Source organism: Clostridium sp. AF21-20LB (genome assembly GCF_003478795.1).
Taxonomy (GTDB): Bacteria; Bacillota; Clostridia; order Lachnospirales; family Lachnospiraceae; genus Otoolea; species Otoolea fessa.
The window spans coordinates 105,350-129,250 of record NZ_QUGD01000006.1 but is presented as its reverse complement, the minus strand read 5'-3'; the positions used below and the strand labels follow the sequence as shown (position 1 = coordinate 129,250).

Below are 23,901 nucleotides of genomic sequence, written 5' to 3'. Positions count from 1 at the left end.
ACCTCCTACTGTGCCAGGCAGTTAGCCACGAAATAGATAGCTGCATCTGTCGCGTTGGTGACTGCCTTGGAAGTGATCGTTGCACCACTGATGGCTTCAATCTGATTATCTGCAGACGCGCCTGTCTTTGTAACTTCCAGGTTCTCAGCTTTCTTGCCGATAAACTGATCCTTGAAATCCGGTTCTTTGGCTCTCATACCAAGACCTGGCGTATCGCTGATGCTTAAGAAACCGATACCGGTCAGCTCGCCCTCGTTGCTGATACCAACTGCGATCTGCACGTTGCCGCCGTAGCTCTCTGCGGAGGTAGAGGTAATCAGGTAACCGATCTGGTTGCCGCTTGCATCCAGCGCTTCTTTTGCATCATTGATGGTAACTTTTCCAAATCCCCACTCAGAGATGCTGTCCGCTGCAGCAGTTACTGCGTCAGCCAGCTCCTGCGGTTCATCAAAGCTTGCCGCATCCGGGTAAACTTCCTGATAAGTTTTAGTAGCTGCTGCCTCCTGTGCCTGTGCAATCGGATCCAGCGTAATATCATGTACTGTTCCCAGACAGATACCAGCTACCAGAGTAATAACGAAAAGGATGATTGTATTTTTGATAATCTGGTTCATTATTTCTTCTGACCTCCTTTTCCAAATGCTGTCGGAAGCGTATAGCGCTCAATCAGCGGTACCAGCAGGTTGCTGAAGATGATCGCATAGGAAACGCCCTCCGGAGAAGCACCCCAGAGACGGAAGATTCCGGTTACGATTCCGAGGATCAGTCCGTATACGATCTGTCCCTTCGGAGTCAGAGGACTCGTTACATAATCGGTTGCCATAAAGAATGCACCGAAGATAAGACCACCTGCACAGATCTCACTGAGAGAATAGGTCAGGTTGAATCCACCAAACAGGAATGTAAATACAAATACGGTTCCAATGTAAATCAGCGGGATAACCGGGCTGATAACTTTGCGGACTACCATGTAAATAGCACCAATCAGCAGGGCAATTACAGATACCTCACCGATAGTTCCCGGGATACGTCCGATTACCAGGGATGCCAGATCCACTGTCTCACCGGCTCTTAACTGTGCCAGCGGAGTTGCACCTGTCAGACTGTCAAATCCAAGCTTTGCGGATGAGAAGTTATTCATAAACAGAGCGAAGGAAGTCAGAAGGAAACATCTGGCTGCCAGTGCCGGGTTCATGAAGTTCTGTCCCAGACCACCGTAAAGCTGTTTTACAACGATGATTGCAAAGAATGCACCAAGAACCGGGATCCAAACCGGGATTTCCGGCGGCATATTCAGTGCAAGAATCATGCCGGTAACAACTGCACTGCCGTCCGAAATCGTAATCGGCTTGTGCATTAATTTCTCATAAAGATACTCGGCTGCCACACTGGCGATCACGGTAGCGATCAGAACCAGAAGTGCATTCATGCCGAACTGCCATACACCATAAACACTGGCAGGAATCATGGCGATCACAACGTCAAACATCAGGCGCTGTGTCGTAACTCCGTCACGAACGTGAGGTGATGACGATACTTTTAATAATTTTTCCATTTCTTCCCACCTCCTACTTTCTGCGGCTGGCTGCTACTGCCTTACGCATCTCTTTGAATGCCTGGGTCAGCGGCCGTCTTGCCGGACAAGCATATGCACAGCATCCGCACTCAACGCATTCCATGCCGTTTAAGCTCTGGAATTTCTCAAGATCGTGAGCCGTAGATGCTTTCATCATCAGCGGAGGTACAAGGTGCTCCGGACAAACGCCTACACAGCGTCCGCAACGGATACATGCTGACGGCTCCATCGCTGCTACCTGGTCCTTGGTAAAGGTGGTCAGAGCAGATGAAGTCTTCGCTACCGGGAAGTCAAGGCTGAAAAGAGCCTGTCCCATCATAGGACCACCAGAAATCATCTTCTCCGGTTCCTGTTTAAAGCCGCCTGCTGCCTCTACCAGTCTCTGATAGTTGGTACCAAGACGTACCTCAAAGTTCTGCGGCTCTGCAATGGCATCACCGGTTACCGTAATGATCTTGCGGATCAGCGGAGTTGTCTTGCATACTGCATTATAAATAGAAGCAACGGTATCAATATTGTCTACGATACAGCCTGCATCTGCCGGCAGCATGGAAGAATTGATCTCACGTCCTGTCACTGCATAGATAAGTGTACGCTCACCACCCTGCGGGTACTTGGTCAGCAGCGGACATACTTCGATTCTCGGCTCGTCCTTTACCATCTCCGTCAGCTTCTTGATAGCCTCCGGCTTGTTGTTCTCGATACCGATAACACCCTTCGCATTGTCAAACAGCTGAAGCATAACCTTCAGGCCGCCGATAATCTGCTCCGGACGCTCCATCATGGTACGATAGTCACTGGTTAAGTACGGCTCGCACTCTGCACCGTTGACGATAACGTAATCAATTGCGTTCTCATCTTTCGGAGTAAGCTTTACATGTGTCGGGAAACCAGCGCCGCCCAGGCCGACGATACCGGCATCCTTAACGATCTTACGGATCTCTTCTTTCGACAGCTTTGTTGCATCTCTGTCTGTTCCGAAGCCCTCAATCGCCTCTTCCTCACCGTCATTCTCCACCAGGATTGACTGAACCATTGCACCATTGGCAACCAGCTTGGACTCGATTCCCTTTACCGTACCGGAAACAGAACTGAGTACGTTTGCGGAAATAAATCCGCCTGCCTCTGCAATGATCTGGCCTTTCAGCACGTGATCGCCCTTCGCTACCAGTGGTTTCGCAGGTGCGCCAATGTGCTGGGACAGCGGATAAACCATGATCTCGCCCTGTAACGGTTCGAGAACCTTGATCGGCTTATCCTCAGACAGTTCTTTACCCTCATATGGATGAATGCCGCCTATAAATGTAGCCAAACCCATCAATTAAACCCTCTTTCTCTTACTAAATTTTCCTTCATCCTCCACCCATTCACCTCCCGTCAGATGCCTTTTCTGCCGAAATTGTGAAAATATTATCGGGCGTAGGAGCTAGAATCTACCGCGTATAGTATAACACAGGTAAAAAAAATTCACAATTGAAAAATGAATCTTCTGCCCCCTTCACTCTGTATAAAAATTAATACAAATGGTTATAATATAGCTTTTGTTTATACAGAATTAACAAAACTGTGTAAAAATCCCGTAAAACTTTCCCTTAAATACTATGTCAATAGCCTTGGCGAAAAAAGGAAAGTCCGGCGGAGTTTGCCTCTGCCGGACTTTCCTTTTTTCTCGTTACCTAAAGAGCTGCACAGTCTACTGGAAAAACTTACTCCAGTACCCCTGCACAAAAATAAACAGCACAATCAGTGGAATGACATATGTCACATACGCTCGCACCTGGCGCGGGAACTTCACGCCTTTTCCCTCATTTGCCTCCTTGAGGAAATTTTCAAATCCCCATCCATACCGGCTGGTACAGAACATCAGGTAAACGAGACTTCCGAGTGGAAGCAGGTTGTTGCTGACGATGAAATCCTCGAGATCCAACACGTTGCTGCCCTCTCCGAACGGCATGAAACCACTCCAGAGATTGAAACCCAGCACGCACGGAAGCGACAGGACCGTAATCACCACCAGATTGACGCAGACTGCCTTTTTGATCGAACAGCCAGTCAGATCCGTTGCAAAGGATACGATATTCTGGAATACCGCTGTGACCGTTGATGCCGCCGCAAAGGTCATAAAGACAAAGAACAGCGTGCCCCAGAAACGTCCGCCTGCCATGTGGTTAAATACATTCGGCAGCGTGATGAAGATCAGGCTTGGTCCCTGTCCTGCCTCGATGCCGTAAGCCGCACATGCCGGAAAAATGATAAGTCCTGCCATAAACGCTACCAGCGTGTCAAGGACCAGTACATTGATCGCCTCGCCGGTCAGGCTGCGCTCTTTATCGATATAACTTCCAAAAATCGCCATCGCACCGATACCGATACTCAACGTGAAGAACGACTGTCCCAGCGCCGCAAATACGACCTTGCCGACACCAACCTCCTGAATCTTGCCAAAATCCGGCTTTAAGTAAAATTCAAGTCCCGGACGTCCGCCTTCCATCCGCACCGAATTGATTGCCAGCACAACCATCAGGAATAATAGGCAGACCATCATCATCTTTGTGATCTTCTCAACGCCGTTCTGGAGTCCCATCGCACAGATGGAAAAACAGAATACGACACAGAGCAGCATAAATACCGTCATCAGTCCCGGATTTGCCAGTACAGAGCCAAATTCCCCTGCTACACCGTCCGCATCCAGACCCACGAAATCGCCTTTCGCCATCTTGAACACATACAGCAGAAGCCATCCGGCTACCGTCGTATAAAACATCATCAGGACATAGTTGCCCGCCATCGCGAACCATTTTTCAAAATGCCACTTAGTACCCTTTGGCTCCAGCACATCAAATGAAAGCGCCGCACTCTTCTGGCTCGCTCTGCCGACCGAGTATTCCATAACGATGATCGGAAGACCTAAAAGCACCAGAAATGCCGCATAAATCAGTACAAACGCCGCGCCGCCATACTGACCGACAATGTACGGGAATCTCCACACATTTCCCAGACCGATCGCACAGCCCGCGGAAATCAGGATAAATCCCAGCCGAGAGGAAAAACGTTCTCTTCCCATTTCTACTTACCTTCTCCTTTTTTATTTCTACAGGCCCACACTGACAAGAGTCAGACGGGCGCAAAAAGAGGCGCCTCCGCAAATCCCGGTACCAGCCCGAATTTCGGAAACGCCACCAAATGGTATTTTACTATATTCTGTTTTAAAAGACAAGTTTTCAGGTGCTTTTTATCCCTCAAACGTCTCTACTTCCTCCCGGTTCGGCACCGACGGAGCTGCTCCTGGGCGGGAAACGGCGATCGCTGCCGCTTTTGCCGCATGTTCCAGCGCCGTCTTCGGGTCTTCACCGAGCTGTAAGCCGCCAATAAAATAACCGGTAAATGTATCGCCTGCCGCTGTCGTGTCCACAACCGGCACTTTATAGATTCCCTGACGAAGGACTGTGTCGCCATCGCGGTACACGGAACCATCGCCGCCGAGTGTCAGGACAATCTTCGCCTCCGGGAACTGTTTTACCAGTCCGTTCATCAGCGTCTGCGGATCTTTGGTTGCCTCAATGCCGCAGATATCCGACGCCTCCACCTCATTTAATAAGAAGTAATCCACATATTCCAGCGGATAGGACAGGATCTTCGCATTCATCGGGGACGGATTCAGAACGATCTTCATGCCTTTTTCATGGGCTTTCTCCATGATATAGCCGATCTCGCTGATCTCATTCTGTAAAATCAGGAAATCGTCCGCCTCAAACTGTGTCAGGACGCGATCCACCATTTCCCTCGTGATCCGCTGGTTGGCACCGCCATACAGCAGAATGCAGTTCTGCCCTGCCGGATCTTTCTGAATGATCGCGTGTCCTGTCTGCCCGTCGAGATGCTCGATCAGCTCCGTGTGGACGCCCGCCTTCTTCATCTGCTCGATGAGGAAATCTCCATCCCCGGCTCCGACAGCTCCGGCGTGCCATACGTCTGCGCCCGCCTTGCTCAGCGCGATCGACTGATTCAGCCCTTTGCCGCCGCTGAATACCTGCAGTGACTCGGAGGACATCGTCTCTCCCGCTCTTACAAAATGATCCACCTGATACGTATAATCAATATTCAGTGAACCAAAATTCAATACCTTCACTCTGCTCCCCTCTCTCTCCGGTTACCGGGACGGCTGTATTCTCGCCGTGCTCTCCCGCACCACCAGTTCCGGCGCAAAGATTACCTTGCTCTCCGGTCTTTTATGTTCCCGTATCTGTTTCAGAAGCAGCCGTACCGCCTCTCTTCCCATCTCCCGTACCTGCTGGCGTACCGTTGTCAGCGGCACCTCCAGCATCCGTGCATAGAAAACGTCATCGTATCCGACAACCGAAACATCTTCCGGTACTTTCTTTCTATATTCCTTGAGTTTTCTGCATACGCCATACGCCGAAGCGTCGTTGCAGGCGAAAATCGCCGTAAAATCCTGTGAAATGAGCTTTTCGACCGCCGCCGCGCCGCCCTCCTGCGTATACTCGCCGGCACAGACGAGACGTTCATCCACTGGAATTCCCGCCTCCTCCATCGCCCGGCAGTAGCCATGGTAACGGGCCTCCGAATCCATCTGGGTCGCATGCGGTCCCACAACGCAGGCAATCCGCCGGTGTCCAAGGCTTAACAGATGGCGCGCCGCCAGATAACCGCCGATCTCATGGTCGGTACCGACCGCCGGACAGTTCCGAAGCTCCGGGATCCGGTCAACTACCACATAGGGTATGTGGATCGATTCCAGATAATCGATCTCCTCCGCCGCCATCTCCCGCGTATTATCTTTAGCCATGATAAACACAATGCCGTCCGCGCCTTTATCCGCCAGAAGATCGATATACTCGCGATCCCGGTCATAATTATCATTCGTGTTGCAGAGAATCACACTCCAGCCATTTTCGCGGCACGCCTCATCGATCGCACGCGCCATATTGGCAAAATATACATTGGAAATATCCGGGACGATAAATCCTATGGTCTTGCTCTGCCGCTTTACCAGACTGACCGCGAGCTGGTTCGGACGATAATTCAGTTCCCGCGCCTTCGCTAGGATCTGATTCTTTGTCTCATCCGAGATCTTATATCCTTTTCCATTGAGAACCAGTGAGATTGTCGTCACGGAAAAACCAGTCGCAGCGGCAATATCCTTGATGGTTGCCCTCACTCATCCACCTCCGATGCGATCAGATCCATGAGAACCTGAATGGATTTCTGATATTTTTCTATCTCGACCCGCTCATTTGGCTTATGCGCCATACCTGCCTCGCCCGGACCAAATAAGAGAACGGCTGCATCCAGCTTGTGTTCCACCAGGATCGAAGCATCTGTAAAGAAATTAATCCCAGTCGTCTCCACCGGAAGCCCTTTTTTCTCCAGTTCCTTCGAGAGCTGTTTCACAAGCGGATGGGATTCTCCAATCTCGATCGCCCGCCGGTCATTGACAATCCGGCAGCTGACGCGGAATTTTTCTTCTGATGTAACGGAACGCGCCGCCGCAAACGCCTCCGCCTGACCGACTACCATCTGACTTGTCAGTCCCGGTGTCATACGGATATCCATGAGAATCCGGCAGGTGTCCGGCGTCATATTTGGCGCCACGCCGCCGGAAATCTGCGTTACCTGCGCGGTCGATGCGCCGAGAACCGGGTGTGTGAAGCTTTTCACATATGTTTCAATCTCACCTGTCAGCGCCATCGCCTGTTCCACGGCATTGCAGCCCTCCTGCGGGTATGCCCCGTGGCTCGTCTTTCCGTGTGCTTCTATCTCCAGCCACAGGCAGCCTTTCTGCGCCACGCCCAGCCTGCATCCCGTCGGTTCTCCTATCAGAAGCGTTCCAATCGACGTCTCCGGGACTTCCTTTAAGATCTCCCTGGCGCCGATGCCGCCCTTTTCCTCATCACAGGTTCCGAGGAAATGGATCGTACGCGGCACCGGACAACCGGATTTTTTATATTCACAGAGCGCGTACACCATCGCGGCAAGCCCACTCTTCATATCGCTGGCACCGCGGGCATAGAGAAAACCGTCCCGTTCCACCGGAACCGCCGGGTCAGTCTTCCATTCTCCGGTATCTCCGTAAGGAACCGTGTCCAGATGCCCGTTCCAGAAGATCGGAGCGCCATCAGACTCCCCCTCAAGCTCCGCCAGCACATTGGCGTGTGTCGCGTCAATCCGCTGTATATGTGCAGAAATTCCCGATTGTTCGAAATACTTGCACAAATATTCTGCCACTGCTCCCTCGTCATCCCGTCCATTGACACTCCGAATGGTCAGAAGCTCTTTTAAAAGTTTCACCGCTCCGTCCATACGCGCTCTCCTTTTTCCTGCTATCTTATTTCTGAATCAGCCAGTCTGCGATATTCTGCCACAATTTATTGTAGTATTCCCACTCGCAGAATTCCGGCGGTGCCCAGTGCGGTGCACAGTCGGTTGTGACAACACCGCTGCGCCCTTTTCCATAAGAAGCAAACGCGATAAACGGATCGCCCTCTACAGTAACCGGAACCTCTGCCTCCGGTTTTGCGATTACCTTATTGTAACCGAGAACCTCCGGCCAGTCGGTCGGAATGCCCTTTAAAGCTTCATGCTCGCCCACGGTTACCGGTTTTACACCCTCGCAGTGTTCCATACGGTCATCGACCGTCAGAACCTCAACTGGAAGAACCTCCTGTACGGCTGTGTCATGCCATTTGCCCTTTGCATCCACGCCGGAGAAGGTCAGATAGCCGCCGACCATCAGAAGAGCGCCGCCATCGTTGACATAGTCGCGGATCAGATTGCAGCGGTTCGGCATTTTCTCACTGCGGTTAAACGTAGCACCCGGCAGAAGCAGGGTGTTCGCTCCAATATCGGACAGAATTACCAGATCATACTGTTTCAGTTCTTCCATTGTAAATGGAAATTCTTCATTTGCCAGATGGTTTGGAAGGAATGTCACCTCATAACCACCTGCCTCAAGGGCTGCTTTCAGCCATTTTTCACCGGTTTCATAGGTAGAAGTGTAAAATGAATCAAATCCCTTAACATGGGTTGTATAGCTCATCCAGGACTCGCCTGCCAGTAAAACTTTCTTGCTCATATTTTTATCTCCTTATATATTTATCAATTCCTTATTTCTTCTCTCCCCAGGAAAGAATCAGTTTCGCATACACCAGAATCGCTTCCAGATAGGAATCGAGCTTCAGCCACTCATCCACGGTATGGCACTGTGCGCCCTCGCCCGGTCCGTACTGGATCGTCGGGCATCCGGCAATGTTGCGCCACAGGCGGGAATCACAGCCAAAATGGGATCCTTCCACCTTCACGCTGCGCGAAAGTGCCTCACTGTACGCCTCCTTAAAGGTGTCTACCAGCGGATGATCCTCCTCCATCTCAAACCCGTGTCCGGTCTGGTAAATGGAAATCTTCGGCGGATGTGCCTCCATCCACGCGTCGGAACGGCTGATCCGCTCAACGACCTCTGTAAATTCCTTTACAACCATATCCTGATTCATCAGGGTCGGAACATAGTGGACGCAGGTAGAAAAACTGCACTCGCCCGGCACGGTAGAACCGGCGGTTCCACCCTCGATCACGCCGATATTTAAGCTTGGCGGCGGAAGCAGGCGGTGGCGGATCGTCAGAAGCCAGCGGTGCTCCATCTCATTTAACCCCTGAATTACCTTGATCGCCTTCTCGATCGCGCTGACGCCCTCGGCTTTTGCACCGGAATGGCACGCTTTTCCTTCAAAATCAACCTTAAAGAATACCCAGCCCATATGCGCCAGAATCAGGGTATCGTCGGTCGGCTCGCAGTTGACAACGCCGTCGGCTTTCAGACCGCGCATTACCGCCTGGATCGAGCCATTGCCTCCGCCTTCCTCGTCACACACGGAGGTAATTGTCACATCGCCCGGCAGCTCATAACCGGCATCCTGCAAAAGCTTTACCGCCATCACCGATGCCATCAAACCGCCCTTCATATCCGTGCAGCCGCGTCCGTACATCTTGCCATCCCGAATTACCGGCTCAAACGGCGGGTTCGTCCAGCCGTCTTCCATCTCCGCCGGCATAACGTCAATATGACCGTTAAATAACAGGCTTTTTCCGCCCTGTTTTCCTTTAAATGTCGCATAGACATTGGCACGGTCGGTCTGGTTGTGCCCCAGGTTTCCTTCCTGGTGCTTTTTGTAGCTTTCCTGAATCACAGCCTCATCCATCGGATCCACCGTGATCTCGTCGGCTCCCATCGATTCAAACAGGTTTACCATATACTCCTGTCCCTGTTTCTCCAGACCACCATCGATTCCGTGCCCTAAGTCATGGGTATCAATTCCCACCAGATTCTTGAGTTCTTCGATATATTTCTCTTTGTTCTGCTCTAAAACTTCTTTCAGGTCTCTCATCTATATCTGCCTCCGAACACAAGTATTATAAACTATGCCTCGCTGTATCTTCTCAGCCCTGCCTCAACGATATCCCAGAACTTCGCCGCATCGATATCGATCGCTACGTTTGCAGTCGGCTCCTGTCCGCCGTAACCGAAGAAATCGCAGTTAGTACGTCCGTAGGACTGGACGCTGCGGATGTCAATGTCCACATGCATCGGTTTCAGGGTCACAACGCTCGGATCAATCAGCCATGCGATCGTAACCGGATCGTGCAGAGGTCCGCCTTCCCAGCCAAATACCTCTTTCTGGGTCTTGCAGAAGAAGCGCATCAGATCCGCAAAGAGCTTGGATGCCTTATTGCCGATCTTCTCCATCCGGTCAACGATCTCCGGATAGCACAGTACCTTGCGGGTAACATCCAGACCCATCATCGTGATTGGGCGTCCGCTGGTAAAGCATACATACGCTGCATCCGCATCGGCGATGATATTGAACTCTGCCGCTGGAGTTACGTTACCATTGGTATACGCGCCTCCCATCAGGACGATCTGTTTGATCTTCGGAATAATCGCCGGTTCCATCCGCATCGCCATCGCCAGATTGGTCATCGGACCGGTTGTCACCATCGTGATATCGCCGTCAGACTCCATCAGGGTTTTAACGATGAAATCGACTGCATGCTCTTTCTCTAATTCTTTTGTCAGCGGCGGGAAAACCGGACCATCCAGCCCTGTTTCACCGTGGATATCGCCCGCTACCATTTTTTCACGCACCATCGGCTGTCCGCAGCCCGCATACACTGGCACATCCACACCGAGCCACTGGCACACATTTCTCGCATTAATCTGCGTTTTCTCCAGCGTCTGGTTGCCTGCTACGACTGTAATACCTAACAGATCGATCTTGTCACTGTTCGCCGCCAGCGTGATCGCGACCGCGTCATCATGTCCCGGATCGCAGTCAAGAATAATTTTTGTCTTTTCCATCTGATTATGTCCTCCTTATAGTGTTTTATCTTTCTTCATCATCAGCTTCCCACATGCAGGGAAGATTCTCTCTTCTTGTTGGTTGAAATCTTCGCAATCATGGAAATTGCCAGTACCGCGATGGTCACGATATACGGCATCATCAGAACGAACTGGGATGGAATGCCATATGCCTGGAGGCGGGCACCGACGGAATCTGAAAATCCAAAGAGCAGACAGCCCAGTGTGGTCAGAACCGGGTTCGCACCACCGAAATACATGGCTGCAACGCCCATGAAACCACGGTTATTGGTCATGTTCTCGATAAACTGGGTACTGTATCCCAGGGAAAGATGTGCACCTGCCAGACCACCGATGAGACCAGAAAGCAGCATCGCCTGATATTTGACTGCATTTACCTTGATACCTGCCGTCTTGGCTGCTTCCGGAAACTGACCCACCGCACGCAGACGCAGTCCCCATACAGTCTTATAAAAGAAGAACTGAAGCAGAATAATCAAAACGATGGCAAACCACTCAGTCACACACCAGTTGTTAAACAGGTCGCCAACCACCGGCAGATTGTCTAAAAATCCGAGCGACACACGCGGAATTGCTTTGATGTCCGGGCTGGAAAAGCTGCCGGTGCTGTGGAAGATCGCATTTACCATGAATTTTGTGAGCGCCAGCGCCAGCATGTTGATACCCATACCGATTGCACAGATCTCAGAGTTATAACGGATGTGACCGACCGCCATGATCATCGCAATCACAGCGCCCGCGATCATCGCCGCGATGATACCTAACAGCCAGTTTCCGGTAAAGTAGCTGACCGCTACTGCTGTAAAAGCACCCACCAGCATGATACCCTCAGTACCGATATTTAAGATATTGGCCTGCTGGGTGATTGCCGCACAAAGAGCGGCAAAGATGATCGGAGTCGCTGAACGAAACGTTGCATAAATCAGCGACGCATTAAAGATTTTATCAAAATTCTGCATTATCGCATTCATGCCTTATCCTCCTTCTTCTCCTCCGTTTTCTTTTTACGTTTCTTTGTAAACTGGAATGCAGTCTCCATGGTCGCTATGATAATGAAAACTGCTGTAATGGTATCAACCAGCGATTTTGGTACACCGGTTGACTGCTGCATTCCCATAGCACCTGATTTTAAAACTGCCAGGAAAAATGCCATAAATGGAGTTGAAACCATGTTGTTCTTTACAATCAGAGCTGCCAGCATACCATTGCTTCCAAGTCCGGTTGCGAAGTTGTTCAGGAAATATCCGTGAACACCCAGAACCTCGATGCAGCCTGCCATGCCGCCTAACATACCGGAAAGCATCATAGCACCGACAAATACCTTTTTGGAATCAATTCCCACATAATCCGCATGGGTCGGATTCAGGCCGACGGTACGGATCTTGTAGCCCCAGCTGCTTTTCTGAAGCATAAAAATAATCACAATCACGGTGATGGCTGCGATGAAAATACCAACGTTGACACTGCTGGGTTTCATAAACTGATACAGTCTTACCGTAACCGGCAGGGACTGAGCATTAGCAGTACCGGCACTCATAGGTCCGCTGACCAGATAAGATGTAATATAAAGGGCTACTGTGTTCATCAAAATGGTGGTACATACTTCATTTACATTATAATAGGCACGCAAAACCGCCGGAATAAAGGCCCAGGCAGCTGCTACCACCATAGCACCTACGAAGCAGGCCACATACAGAGCCGGCTTCGGAAGGAAGGTCCAGTTGATGCCGATATAAGCAGCTGTGATACCGCCCAAGAAAACCTCGCCCTCAACACCTACGTTAAATGCGCCTGCTTTCGCTGCAACTGCAAAAGCAATGGATGTCAGCAGCAGCGGAGTAAATCCTGCCAAGGTTGTACCAAGACGAAGCTTTCCGTCAAAAGCACCTCGGAACAGCGCCGCATATGCATCAATCGGATTCTCCCCGATCGCTACGATAAACAGCGCACCGACACCCATCGCAACGAGTATCGTAATAAGAATCCTTCGAATACCATTTAATGTCTGATTCATACTGCTGCTTCACCGTCCTTCCCTGTGTCTGTACCGCCCATCATAAGCAGACCCAGATTGTTCTCATTCGCCTCATCCGCACGCATCTCGCCGGTGATCTTGCCCTCATGGATAACAACGATACGATCCGAAAGGGAGATAATCTCCTCCAGCTCTGCCGATACCAGCAGGACACCGGCGCCTGCCTTTTTCGCCTTTTCCAGTGTATTACGAATCAGCTCGATGGCACCGATATCTACACCTCTGGTAGGCTGGGATGCTACCAGAAGCTTATTGCCAAGAGATACCTCCCGGGCTACTACGACCTTCTGTGCATTGCCACCGGATAAGGAAGATGTAGGAAGATTATAATCCGCCGGGCGGATATCAAACTGTTCTACCATTTCTTTTGCATAGGTATCCTGTCCTGATTTATTCATCATGATGCCCTTGGTAAATGGAGGCTGATCCAGACGGACTGCGATCAGATTTTCCTCGATGGTCATGGCACGGTTCAGACCTCTTGTATTTCGATCCTCCGGAATATGGGAAAGACCGCTCTCTCTCACTTTTCTCGGACTCTGATTCGTAATATCCTTGCCGCAAAGAAGGATCTTGCCCTTCTCTACCTTGCGGAGTCCGGTGATCGCCTCAACCAGCTCACTCTGTCCATTTCCATCGATACCTGCCACGCCGACAATCTCACCGGCCTTGACATGCAGGGACATGCCCCGGATCTTCGATGTCTCCTTCTGGCTGGGAATCCACACATCCTGAACCTCCAGAATCGTATCTCCCGCCTCAGAATAAGCCTTATCAATGTTTAAGAATACTTCACGTCCGATCATTCGTTTGGTCAGATCCAGCGGAGAAGTTTCCTCTTTATTAACAGTGCCCATATATTGTCCCTGACGCATCACAGAGATGCGGTCTGATATTGCCATAACTTCATTCAACTTATGAGAAATAAAGACAAGGGATTTTCCATCCTGTTTCAGATTGTTCAGGATTTCAAACAGACGTTCTGCCTCCTGAGGAGTCAGAACCGCTGTAGGCTCATCCAGAATGATGATATCAGCACCTCGCATCAATGTCTTGATAATCTCGACACGCTGCGCCTCACCAACGGGTATCTGGCTTACCTTCTTATCCAGCTGCACGTCCATATGATACTGTTCAATATATTTTTTAACTTCTTTTCTTGCCTTGTCAAAGTCAATTGTCAATCCCTTTTTCGGTTCAAATCCCAGAATAATATTCTCCAGAACCGTCAGCTCATTTACCAGCATAAATTCCTGATGGACCATGCCGACACCGTGCTCAATTGCAATCTTCGGTGTGATGGTTCCCATCGGTTCCCCCTTGACGATAATCTCGCCCTCGTCAATGGGATACATGCCGTACAGAAGCTTCATCATGGTGGATTTACCAGCTCCATTTTCACCAATCAGTGAATGGATCTCGCCTTTTTTCAGAGTAAATTCGCCATGCTTTACCGCCTGAACCTGTCCGAAATTTTTGACAATTCCTTTCATCTCCACTACGTATTCGTTCATTCGATCACCCTCTCGTCCGGAAATGCCTGACGGCTCTTTCCAAGAAAAACATTTTTGTTGAAAATGAAGGGGAACCTGAAAGAATCCAGATCCCCCTTCGCCGCCAGGTTTCACTCGCTCCCGGCCTTGTTTTTATCAATTATGCCTCTGGGCCAAATCCTTCATAGTTTTCTACTACGATCTCGCCGGATTTGATCTTCTCGGCAAGCTCATCACACTTATCAACGATATCCTGCGGGAATTTGTCGCCCAGAGATTCTTTGATAACAGAGAAATCAGTCAGGCTGACGCCGCCGTCCTTCAGTGCCAGATATTTGGTTGTGCCGCCCTCAAAGGTTCCATCTACTGCAGACTGGATAACCAGGTAGCAGGCATTATCAACTCTCTTAACCATAGAAGTAAGAATATGTCCAGGCTGATCGGAATCCTGGTTTAAGTCAACGCCGATTGCGTATTTGTCAGCTTCTTTTGCACCTTCCAGAATACCAACACCGGTACCGGATGCTACGTTCATGACAATATCAGCGCCCTGCTCATACTGTGCTAAAGTCAGCTCTTTGCCCTTTAACGGATCCGTCCAGCTTCCTGCAAAAGCCTGAAGAATCTTGATATCCGGATCGATGTACTTCGCACCCTGCTCATAGCCTGTATAGAAGTCATGAAGTACCGGAATATCCATACCGCCTACCCAGCCGATGATATGATCTTCATTGACATTCGGGATATCAGTCTTGGTGGTAAACATAGCTGCTGCTGCACCTGCCAGGAAAGAACCCTCATTCTGAGCAAAGCTGATAGACTCAACGTTCGGCAGATCTACGGTTGTATCGATAACTGCGAACTTGGTATCCGGATAACTGGAAGCATTCTCAGTGATGTAATCTGCGATGTTGGAAGAAGCACCGATAATTAAATCGTAGCCATCATCACAAGCCTGAAGCAGGTTTGCTTTCCACTCCTCAGCAGTGGTACCCTCAAGACTCTTAAGCTCAATGCCGAAATCCTCAACTGCTTTCTGTGCACCCATGTTGCAGGAGTCATTGTAGCTCTTATCACCTAAGTTTCCAGTGTAAACAACACATACACGGAGCGGTTTGTCAGATTTCTCTGAAGCGTCGGCTGCCTTCGTCTCGGTATTGCTGCTGTCAGCTGCCGTTGTCTCAGCAGTACTTCCGCCACCGCCGCAGGCTGTTAAGCTGGCACACATTGCTGCTGCAAGTACAATGCTTAATGTTCTCTTTCTCATTCTTTCATCCTCCTTTTTATGTGAAATACGTTATCCGCCGGACCATTCCTTTGGTAAAACGTTTTTCCATTCGTTCAAAAAAAATAAATCCCTTTTTCATATTTGCTTTACAGTTATTTTACAATCATTCCCACTGTTTTGTCAATAAATTTCGTATAAAAACGATTATTTTTTAAAATATTGTCAAACTTTTAGCAATATTCCTTTTTTCGGTCTTATGCAAAACAAAAAGGAATACGTTTCTCTCCGTCCTGGTTGTACGGTAAAACGCATTCCTTTTCAAAGTTGTATTCTATTTTCCTTTGTTTCGACGCCATCCGGCATTTCCCCAGATGATTTTTGTCTGTTTCTGAGGAAATGCATTCGTTTTCGGAACAATTCACACATTTCATGCAATGTAACAGATTGCTTGTCTGCACGATATCTCGCAAAAAAGACAACTTAATTTTTATTAAATGCCGCCTTCCCCGGATACTGTGCGCCGGTTCCCAGCTCTTCCTCAATCCGCAGAAGCTGGTTGTATTTTGCCACGCGCTCACTCCGGCTCGGTGCGCCCGTCTTGATCTGGCAGGTATTCAATGCGACCGCCAGATCTGCGATCGTCGTATCCTCGGTCTCGCCGGAACGGTGGGATACAATCGCCGTGTAACCTGCCTTATGTGCCATCTTGATTGCCTCCAGTGTCTCGGAGACGGATCCAATCTGGTTCAGCTTAATCAGGATCGAATTGCCGCAGCCGAGACGGATACCTTTTTCCAGGCGTTCGGTATTTGTTACAAACAGATCGTCGCCGACCAGCTGCACCTGTCCGCCGAGTTCTGCGGTCATCTTCTGCCAGCCTTCCCAATCCTCCTCGTCCAGACCATCCTCGATCGAGGCGATCGGGTATTTCCCGCAGAGCTGTTTCCAGTGTGCGATCAGCTCCTCGGAGGTGAAGTGTTTGCCATTCTTCGGAAGCAGATATTCGCCCTTCCTGCCGCTCTTCCACTCGCTGGATGCCGCATCCATCGCCAGGACAAAATCCTCGCCCGGCTTATATCCGGCTCTCTCCACTGCCTCTAAGATGCACTGGATTGCTTCTTCGTCACTTCCCAGATCCGGTGCAAAACCGCCCTCATCGCCGACGGAGGTTGCCAGTCCGCGCTCTTTAAGCAATGCTGCCAGCGCATGGAACACCTCGGTACACCAGCGGAGTCCCTCGCAAAAGCTCTCCGCGCCAACCGGCATAATCATAAATTCCTGTACATCGACAGTATTTGCCGCATGCGCGCCGCCGTTTAAAATGTTCATCATCGGGACCGGAAGACGGTTTCCAGATACGCCGCCGAGAAAACGGTACAGCGGAAGACCATACGCATTGGCTGCCGCCCGTGCGCTCGCGATCGAAGCCGCCAGGATCGCATTCGCGCCCAGCTTGGATTTATCCTTGGTTCCGTCCGCCTCGATCATCGCTTTATCAACCGCATAAATGTTCGCCGGATCCATGCCCTTTAATACTTCTGCAATCACGGTATTCACATTCTGGACTGCTTTTTGTACGCCCTTTCCGCCAAAACGCGACTTGTCGCCGTCGCGCAGCTCCAGAGCCTCAAATTCACCTGTCGATGCACCGCTCGGTGCCGCGCCGCGTCCTATGCTTCCGTCTGATAGATAAACTTCCGCCTCCACTGTTGGATTTCCTCTCGAATCAACAATCTCCCGTCCAATCACCTTTTCAATTTCCAGATGTTTCATAGCCTGTCCCTTTCCGCCGCGTGGGCTTATGTGATTTCTATTTTTGTCTAACCCGAAATCAGGAAACTTTCTGCTTTTTATTATCGGCGTTTTTCTGTTTTCTATTCATAGTCTCCACGGGGCTTCTCTGCCCCACGTCCGGCAGGGCAACCGTGTCCACGCTTCTTTCTTTCACATTCATAATCAGCATCTGCAGGCGGTTTTCCAGATTGGCAAAGCTCACATCCGGATCGTAGTCAAGCGGCAGGATCTGGGCGTCCGGATACATTTCCCGCATTTTTTTTACGATGCCGCGTCCTACCACATGGTTTGGCAGACAGCCAAATGGCTGTAAAATCACAAATGCCCGGCAGCCGTGCGCCGCATGGTGCAGGATCTCACCCGGAATCAGCACGCCCTCGCCCGCATCAAAGGTGTGCGGGATGATCGGGTCACTTTCCTTTACCAGTTCCGGCAGGCGGCAGACAGGCGTATAGAGCGGATGCTGTTTCGCTATCCGATCCGCTGCCGCGTGCGCAGCGTCAAATACCCTGTTCGCCACATGGTACCAGTTTTTCTTGACAAACGGCTTTTTCAGATGATACGTCCGAATCTGCTCATCCTGGCAGAAATACGTTTTCCGGATAACATCCGTCATCCGCGCCTCGATAATCTCAAATCCATTTTTCTCCAGGTAGCGCTCAATCTCATGATTCGCGCCCGGATGGAAATTGAGGAGATACTCGCCGATGATCAGGACGCGCGGGCGCGGCTGGCTCCGGTCATATTCGATCGCATTCATCCGCTGGATCGCCTTTTTAAAGCCTCGCAGAGCGCCTGAAAGCCCATGCTGCTCCAGACCATCCACGACGAAATCCATCGCCTCGCCAAATGCCTGATCACTGCTTCCAGAAACTTTCTCATACGGGCGGATCTTGCGAAGCAGCTCTTCCAGAATATCGATCATCGGAAGCGCTCCCGCCAGACGGATCGCCGACACAAGGTTCATCCGGAAGCCCGGATGCAGATCATGATAATCGACGTCATCGTTCGTCAGAATCGCCACCTCCGGGTAGCCGGCGTCGTCAAGCGCCTTGCGAAGCAGCGCACTGTAATGGGTCAGGCGGCAGTCACCGATGTATTTTCCCATACCGATCGCCGTCTCAGATGGCACATACTGACCACTCCGAAGTGCTGCCAGCGCCTCGCCGATGACAATCTGCGCCGGGAAACAGATATCGTTGTGGACATACTGCTTTCCGAGGCGGATCGCCTCTTCCCTGCCGACCGCCAGCGGAACTGCCCGGATTCCCTGTGTCTTCAACGCCGCCGACATAATCCGGCAGAACGCGTGGGAGGTGTTCGGGACCAGAACCGTGCGCTTCTTGCGGTCTTCCACCTCAAATTTAACCGGATATGGATCCGAAAGTTCGTGAACCTGCCAGGATTTTTGAATGTCTGGTCCCAGCGCAACCGTCCCGCATTCATTTCCGCCGCCCGCATTCTCCTGTCGGCTTGTTCCAGGCTGGTTTTGCAGCCTCTCCGCCATCTCCCGCTTCTTCCGCCGCATGTTGATCGTCTCCAGGAGGAACGCACCCTGATCCGCAGCGGTCCCTGTACCTCGCTCTCGTCAAGTTTCAGGATCAGCGGTGATTTTCCGGAGATTTCCCGCATCATACGCTGGATCTCATCCGACAAATATGCGTCATGCCCGCATCCAAAGCTTACAAACTGGACATATTCCAGATTCTGGCTCTGTGCCGCCAGAACCGCAGATGCCAGCATCCGCGCGTGGTAATTGTTTACGACATCCAGACGGCTGTGGCTTAAATCCACATTTTCAATGCCCGGAACAGAATCTGCCGTCAGAACCGGAACGCCGAACTCGGTCAAAAGCTCCGGCAGGCTGTGGTTGACAAGCGCATCATTCTGATACGGTCTTGACGCCAGCACCACCGCATAGCGCCCCTCTTTTTCCACCTCTTCCAGAACCTTCACTCCCGCCTCTTTCAGGCGGCTCCCAAACTGCCGCATCGCATCATTTCCTGCAAGAACCGCCTTTTTCGTTTCCGACGGCTGGATGGAAAATGTCTGTTCCATATATGTAATAAGCTGACGTTCTTTATCTTCCTCCCTGTACCAGTAAAATAACGGTGCATCAAACGGAATGCCCCACTGTTTCTCCGGAGAATCCGAGTTGCGGATCACAAGCGGATATCCCTTCACGACTGCACACATGGACTCGCTCGTTGATTCCGTATTTTCCGATCCGATCGCCGCAATCGACGGCATAAAAATACGATCCACTTTCTTCTTTACCAGATCGCGGATATGCCCGTGCACCAGTTTTGCCGGAAAGCAGACGGTATCTGAAGTTACCGCGCTTAAGCCTTCCTCAAACATCTTGTGCGTGCTCGGGGATGAAATCTGAATCTCAAAGCCCAGCGAACGCCAGAACGTCGTCCAGAACGGCATCGTATCCCAGAAAGCAAGGACGCGCGGCAGACCGATGGTTATATTTCGCCGCACAGTATCAGACACAGCATTCGGCACAAGACCAGTCTTAGCGGCTGCCCGCTCTGAATGACTTTTTGCAGACGATGCATCCCCTTCTTCCGCTTGATCCAGATAATCTGCAAACAGGAGTTCTTCCCGCAATTTATAGAGATTTGGCACTTTATTCCGGTTTTCGGACGCTATTTTCAGTCGCTCGCGCACCTTCACATCCTTCGGATCGCCAAGAATCTCGCCCCGCTCACAACGGTTGTTCGTGATCCATGAGGTTCCATTCGAAAACCGCACCACCGCACGCTGACAATGGTTCATACAGAACGGGCACGGCACATTCGCCTCCTGCTGCCAGGTCAGGGACTCCATTTGAGCCAAACCAATAAAATGCGGCTGTTTCCGGCTCTTTGCCTCTTCCTTCGCTAAAAGCGCCGCACCGATCGCCCCCATAATGCCCGGATACGCGCCCGGATTACCGGGCGGCCAACATACTGTTCCAGCGCACAGAGAACCGCATCATTTTCAAACGTTCCGCCCTGTACGACAATCCTCTTTCCCAGAGAATCCAGGTTCGACACACGGATAACCTTTGTAAATACATTTTCAATGATCGAACGGCACAGCCCCGCCATGATGTCCTCCGGCAGCTTTCCATTTCTCTGCTCCGTCACGATACTGCTCGTCATAAAGACGGTACAGCGGCTTCCGAGCGCAGCCGGATGCTGCGAAGAAAATGCCTTTTCAGCAATCTCCCGCGCCGGAATATGCAGGGAGGATGCAAAATTTTCCAAAAACGACCCACAGCCAGATGAGCAGCTTCATTCACGACAATATTTGTGATAACGCCATTGTCCAGCCAGATTGCCTTCATATCCTGACCGCCGATGTCCAGAAGAAACGTCGCATCCGGCGTGTATTTTGCCGCCGCACGCGCATGTGCCACCGTCTCAACCGCGTGTGTCTCGGCCGAAAATGCGCGTGAAAACAGCATTTCTCCATAACCGGTCGTCCCGGCTGCCAAAATCTCCAGCCGCACGCCGTGGGACGCATACTTTTCCCGCATCGCAATCAGTGCTTTCTTTGCCACCGTCAGCGGATCGCCTTGATTCGGCGCATAAAAGGAATCCAGAAGTTCCTCATTCTCATCTAACAGGACAAATTTTGTCGTCGTACTGCCCGAATCAATACCCAGATATGCCCGCAGCGTACTACCTGACTGCGGATATACTGTTTTTCGTTCCGGGCGTCTGTGTCTCTCCTGAAATTCCGTCTGCGCCGCCTGGTCGGCAAAAAATGGACGGGAACGGAACGTGCCCTCCGCCATCTCATCGCCATTTCCGGCTTCACTTTGTTTCTTTGCTTCCTCGCGCGCCGCACGCACCTTCTCGATCCGATCTAACAGTCCGTCTGCCGTGGCAAGCGCCTCTTCCTTCGAAAAAAGCTTCACTGCCGCACGCGCCGCACCGCAGGCAATCAGAAGTTCCGACCGGTCCGGACTTAAAATTTCCTCCGGCCGAAGGTCCAGACGTTCAGCAAACACGCGCACCAGCGTCCGGTTAAAGGTCAGCGGACCGCCCTCAAAGACGACCGGCTTCTCGATCGAAAGTCCCTGTGCCAGACCGCCGATCGTCTGTTTGGCAATCGCATGGAAGGAGGAAAGCGCCAAATCTGATTTTTTAACCCCCTGATTTAAAAGAGGCTGGATGTCGGTCTTGGCGTACACGCCGCACCGTCCGGATATATCATATACGGTTGTTCCCTGTGCCGCCAGCGCGTCAAATTCCTCAACCGGCGTCTTAAGAAGAGAAGCAATCTCATCCACAAACGCACCTGTACCGCCAGCACAACTTCCGTTCATTCGCATATCTGCGACCTGCAGCTCGCCCGTCCGTTTATCCCTCTGGAAAAAGATAATCTTCGCATCCTGTCCACCCAGCTCGATCGCCGTTCCGATTTCCCCGTACATGGCTTTCAAGGCGATCGAGTTCGCCACTACCTCCTGTACATAAGGGATCTCCAGCTCTTCCGAGAGGTGCTTTGCGCCCGAACCGGTCATCGCCGTCAGAAATGACCGCCCCGCAAGCGTCTCTTTCACCAATTTTACAGCTCTCGACACACTCTGAAGCTGATCCGAGTGATGGCGTGTATAGTCCGAAAACAGGACTTTCCCCGTTGCCACCTCCATCACTGCCACCTTCGTCGTCGTTGAGCCAACGTCAATTCCGACGAGAATCTGTTCCTGTCCGTTTTGTCCCTTCTGTTCCATTCTGTATCTTCTAACTCCTTTATCCCAGATGTCTGCAAACTTGTGCGGTCATTCCATCCGACACAAGCAGCCTGCGCCCTGTCATCTCTTTTCTCTTCATCTTAACAACTTCTTAGCATCCGCCAAAACATGAAGAAGAGGCATACGGTTTTTCCCCGCACACCTCTTTACCGTATGGATCTGTACGCATCTGCCTTCCAGCATTCTGTACAGCCATAAATATGCTACATTCTAACAAATTTAAAATAAAAAGTCAATTCCCGGGAATTTCAAAGGTGCCGTAAGAAAACGTGGTGGCAGCAGGAATTTGCCGTATTGAAATGCGAAGCCACGGCAAATTCCGTTACTGGGCACGTATGCGTGAACCGTAACACAGTAACCTATCATCTGCCTGTTAGCGCATCAGCCCTGCGTAGAGCTCCGTCGGCACATATGCCTCCACGTAAATGCCATCTTCCCGGTACTCTTCTTTTAAAAGCTGACCGTATTTACGGATCGTCTGGATGCGTCCAGCCTCCTGGTAGGAAAATACCTTTTCCAGATAAATCTTGCGGTTTCGCAGAATCATTTCCAGAATATCCTTCAGCTCATCCAGCCCCGCGCCCGTCTTCGCGGAAATCTGCACCTGATAATCAGAATGCAGATCTTTCAGCGTCTCCGGCTGCTCCACCTGATCCATCTTGTTAAAGACTGTTACCACCGTCTTATCGCCGATCTCCAGCTGACGCAACGTATCATATACGACATACATCTGCGTGTCCATCTGCAGGTTCGACGCATCGACCACATGGAGGACAATATCACTATAACGTGCCTCCTCCAGCGTACTCTTGAACGCCTCGATCAGATGGTGCGGCAGTTTGCGGATGAATCCGACCGTATCTGTCAGCAGGATCTCCTGTCCGCTCGCCAGCTTTAATCCACGCGTCGTCGGATCCAGCGTCGCAAACAGTTTATCCTGTGCCAGGATTCCTGCACCCGTCAGGGTGTTTAAAAGCGTTGACTTACCGGCATTCGTGTAGCCGACGATCGCCGCCGACAGCGTATATTTCCGGTCGCGCTGTTTTCTCGTCACCTCGCGGTGGCGTTTGACATCTTCCAGTTCCGACTTTAGCTGCCCGATCCGTTCATGAATCAGACGGCGGTCCATCTCCAGTTTCTTTTCACCCGGTCCTCTCGTACCGATACCGCCGCCCAGACGGGACAGGGAACTGCGCAGTCCGACCAGGCGCGCTGCGCGGTAACGCAGCTGTGCCAGCTCAACCTGGATTTTTCCCTCGCTCGTCGTCGCATGCGCCGCGAAAATATCGAGAATGACCATCGTCCGGTCCATTACCTTCGTATCCAGCGCCGATTCCAGATTGCGAAGCTGTGCCGGGGACAGTTCATCGTCGCAGATCACGCCGGTTGCGCCCATTTCCCAGACCATCTCCCGCAGTTCCCCGATCTTTCCACTGCCCAGATAGGTGCCCGGATGAATCTTCTCCCGGTTCTGCACCAGACGCCCGATCGCCGTCGCCCCGGCGGTATCCGCCAGTTCCTCCAGCTCATCCAGGGACGCCTCCGTATCATCTTCATCAGAGGTGCTGACCGCCACCAGAATGACGCGCTCCTCCAGTTCTTTCATATCGAACAATTCTGCCATATTACCT

At 51.2% G+C, this 23,901-nt stretch carries 18 protein-coding genes and 1 pseudogene; all 19 read right to left on the bottom strand.

The window, feature by feature from the left end; translation table 11 throughout:
• Positions 1 to 5 precede the first annotated feature (5 nt).
• The 19 genes and pseudogenes from DWX76_RS05330 to hflX all read right to left on the bottom strand — a co-directional run bounded on the left by DWX76_RS05330 (position 6) and on the right by hflX (position 23,894).
• Positions 6 to 614: an RnfABCDGE type electron transport complex subunit G gene (locus DWX76_RS05330; protein ID WP_107001557.1), complete on the bottom strand. Its 609-nt coding sequence runs from the start codon at positions 612 to 614 to the stop codon at positions 6 to 8.
• Entirely contained in the window at positions 614 to 1,555 is a 942-nt protein-coding gene (locus DWX76_RS05325; RefSeq protein WP_107001558.1) for an RnfABCDGE type electron transport complex subunit D, read from the bottom strand. The genes DWX76_RS05330 and DWX76_RS05325 overlap by 1 nt, the downstream gene beginning before the upstream one ends.
• A 13-nt stretch (positions 1,556 to 1,568) precedes the next feature.
• Positions 1,569 to 2,894, bottom strand: a complete 1,326-nt coding sequence (rsxC, locus tag DWX76_RS05320) for an electron transport complex subunit RsxC (RefSeq protein ID WP_107001559.1) — start codon at positions 2,892 to 2,894, stop codon at positions 1,569 to 1,571.
• 375 nt (positions 2,895 to 3,269) lie between these two features.
• The gene (locus DWX76_RS05315) at positions 3,270 to 4,640 is read right to left on the bottom strand and encodes a sodium-dependent transporter (protein ID WP_118570243.1); all 1,371 of its coding nucleotides are present in this window, start codon (positions 4,638 to 4,640) and stop codon (positions 3,270 to 3,272) included.
• 168 nt (positions 4,641 to 4,808) lie between these two features.
• Positions 4,809 to 5,705, bottom strand: coding sequence for a ribokinase (locus DWX76_RS05310; protein ID WP_118570242.1), 897 nt, complete (start codon positions 5,703 to 5,705; stop codon positions 4,809 to 4,811).
• Between the two features lie 21 nt (positions 5,706 to 5,726).
• A complete protein-coding gene (locus tag DWX76_RS05305) occupies positions 5,727 to 6,755 on the bottom strand; it encodes a LacI family DNA-binding transcriptional regulator (RefSeq protein WP_118522416.1) in 1,029 nt (342 codons plus the stop codon).
• Complete coding sequence (locus DWX76_RS05300; RefSeq protein ID WP_118570241.1) at positions 6,752 to 7,897, bottom strand: M20 family metallopeptidase; 1,146 nt, start codon at positions 7,895 to 7,897, stop codon at positions 6,752 to 6,754. Before DWX76_RS05300 ends, DWX76_RS05305 begins: the two co-directional genes overlap by 4 nt.
• A 25-nt stretch (positions 7,898 to 7,922) precedes the next feature.
• Entirely contained in the window at positions 7,923 to 8,669 is a 747-nt protein-coding gene (locus DWX76_RS05295) for a glutamine amidotransferase (RefSeq protein WP_118472469.1), read from the bottom strand.
• A 31-nt stretch (positions 8,670 to 8,700) separates the two neighbouring features.
• A complete protein-coding gene (locus tag DWX76_RS05290; RefSeq protein ID WP_118467445.1) occupies positions 8,701 to 9,975 on the bottom strand; it encodes a M20 family metallopeptidase in 1,275 nt (424 codons plus the stop codon).
• 32 nt (positions 9,976 to 10,007) lie between these two features.
• Positions 10,008 to 10,946 carry a nucleoside hydrolase gene (locus tag DWX76_RS05285; RefSeq protein ID WP_118570240.1) on the bottom strand — a complete coding sequence of 313 codons (939 nt, stop codon included), beginning with the start codon at positions 10,944 to 10,946 and terminating at the stop codon, positions 10,008 to 10,010.
• A gap of 41 nt (positions 10,947 to 10,987) precedes the next feature.
• A complete protein-coding gene (locus DWX76_RS05280) occupies positions 10,988 to 11,938 on the bottom strand; it encodes an ABC transporter permease (RefSeq protein WP_243017803.1) in 951 nt (316 codons plus the stop codon).
• A complete protein-coding gene (locus DWX76_RS05275; protein ID WP_118570239.1) occupies positions 11,935 to 12,981 on the bottom strand; it encodes an ABC transporter permease in 1,047 nt (348 codons plus the stop codon). Before DWX76_RS05275 ends, DWX76_RS05280 begins: the two co-directional genes overlap by 4 nt.
• Positions 12,978 to 14,516 (bottom strand): ABC transporter ATP-binding protein, encoded by a 1,539-nt coding sequence (locus DWX76_RS05270; RefSeq protein WP_118570238.1) that lies wholly within the window; start codon positions 14,514 to 14,516, stop codon positions 12,978 to 12,980. The genes DWX76_RS05275 and DWX76_RS05270 overlap by 4 nt, the downstream gene beginning before the upstream one ends.
• A gap of 139 nt (positions 14,517 to 14,655) precedes the next feature.
• Positions 14,656 to 15,762, bottom strand: a complete 1,107-nt coding sequence (locus DWX76_RS05265) for a BMP family lipoprotein (protein WP_022359763.1) — start codon at positions 15,760 to 15,762, stop codon at positions 14,656 to 14,658.
• Positions 15,763 to 16,203: 441 nt separating this feature from the next.
• Positions 16,204 to 17,496, bottom strand: a complete 1,293-nt coding sequence (eno, locus tag DWX76_RS05260) for a phosphopyruvate hydratase (RefSeq protein WP_118492110.1) — start codon at positions 17,494 to 17,496, stop codon at positions 16,204 to 16,206.
• A 58-nt stretch (positions 17,497 to 17,554) separates the two neighbouring features.
• Entirely contained in the window at positions 17,555 to 18,874 is a 1,320-nt protein-coding gene (locus DWX76_RS14065) for a hypothetical protein (RefSeq protein WP_243015310.1), read from the bottom strand.
• Complete coding sequence (locus DWX76_RS14270; protein WP_243022460.1) at positions 18,796 to 20,433, bottom strand: acyl-CoA dehydratase activase-related protein; 1,638 nt, start codon at positions 20,431 to 20,433, stop codon at positions 18,796 to 18,798. The genes DWX76_RS14065 and DWX76_RS14270 overlap by 79 nt, the downstream gene beginning before the upstream one ends.
• Positions 20,406 to 22,249 (bottom strand): annotated as a pseudogene (locus DWX76_RS14265) (acyl-CoA dehydratase activase). The gene DWX76_RS14270 and the pseudogene DWX76_RS14265 overlap by 28 nt, the downstream one beginning before the upstream one ends.
• A gap of 394 nt (positions 22,250 to 22,643) precedes the next feature.
• The gene (gene hflX, locus DWX76_RS05250) at positions 22,644 to 23,894 is read right to left on the bottom strand and encodes a GTPase HflX (protein ID WP_022359760.1); all 1,251 of its coding nucleotides are present in this window, start codon (positions 23,892 to 23,894) and stop codon (positions 22,644 to 22,646) included.
• Between the last annotated feature and the right edge of the window lie 7 nt (positions 23,895 to 23,901).

Coding starts and splice junctions, on each gene's coding strand:
- DWX76_RS05290 (WP_118467445.1), bottom strand. CDS start 9,975: ATGAGAGACCTGAAAGAAGTTTTAGAGCAGAACAAAGAGAAATATATC.
- DWX76_RS05295 (WP_118472469.1), bottom strand. CDS start 8,669: ATGAGCAAGAAAGTTTTACTGGCAGGCGAGTCCTGGATGAGCTATACA.
- hflX (WP_022359760.1), bottom strand. CDS start 23,894: ATGGCAGAATTGTTCGATATGAAAGAACTGGAGGAGCGCGTCATTCTG.
- DWX76_RS05280 (WP_243017803.1), bottom strand. CDS start 11,938: ATGAATGCGATAATGCAGAATTTTGATAAAATCTTTAATGCGTCGCTG.
- DWX76_RS14270 (WP_243022460.1), bottom strand. CDS start 20,433: ATGGGGGCGATCGGTGCGGCGCTTTTAGCGAAGGAAGAGGCAAAGAGC.
- eno (WP_118492110.1), bottom strand. CDS start 17,496: ATGAAACATCTGGAAATTGAAAAGGTGATTGGACGGGAGATTGTTGAT.
- DWX76_RS05265 (WP_022359763.1), bottom strand. CDS start 15,762: ATGAGAAAGAGAACATTAAGCATTGTACTTGCAGCAGCAATGTGTGCC.
- DWX76_RS05315 (WP_118570243.1), bottom strand. CDS start 4,640: ATGGGAAGAGAACGTTTTTCCTCTCGGCTGGGATTTATCCTGATTTCC.
- DWX76_RS05275 (WP_118570239.1), bottom strand. CDS start 12,981: ATGAATCAGACATTAAATGGTATTCGAAGGATTCTTATTACGATACTC.
- DWX76_RS05330 (WP_107001557.1), bottom strand. CDS start 614: ATGAACCAGATTATCAAAAATACAATCATCCTTTTCGTTATTACTCTG.
- DWX76_RS05285 (WP_118570240.1), bottom strand. CDS start 10,946: ATGGAAAAGACAAAAATTATTCTTGACTGCGATCCGGGACATGATGAC.
- DWX76_RS05270 (WP_118570238.1), bottom strand. CDS start 14,516: ATGAACGAATACGTAGTGGAGATGAAAGGAATTGTCAAAAATTTCGGA.
- DWX76_RS05300 (WP_118570241.1), bottom strand. CDS start 7,897: ATGGACGGAGCGGTGAAACTTTTAAAAGAGCTTCTGACCATTCGGAGT.
- DWX76_RS05325 (WP_107001558.1), bottom strand. CDS start 1,555: ATGGAAAAATTATTAAAAGTATCGTCATCACCTCACGTTCGTGACGGA.
- rsxC (WP_107001559.1), bottom strand. CDS start 2,894: ATGGGTTTGGCTACATTTATAGGCGGCATTCATCCATATGAGGGTAAA.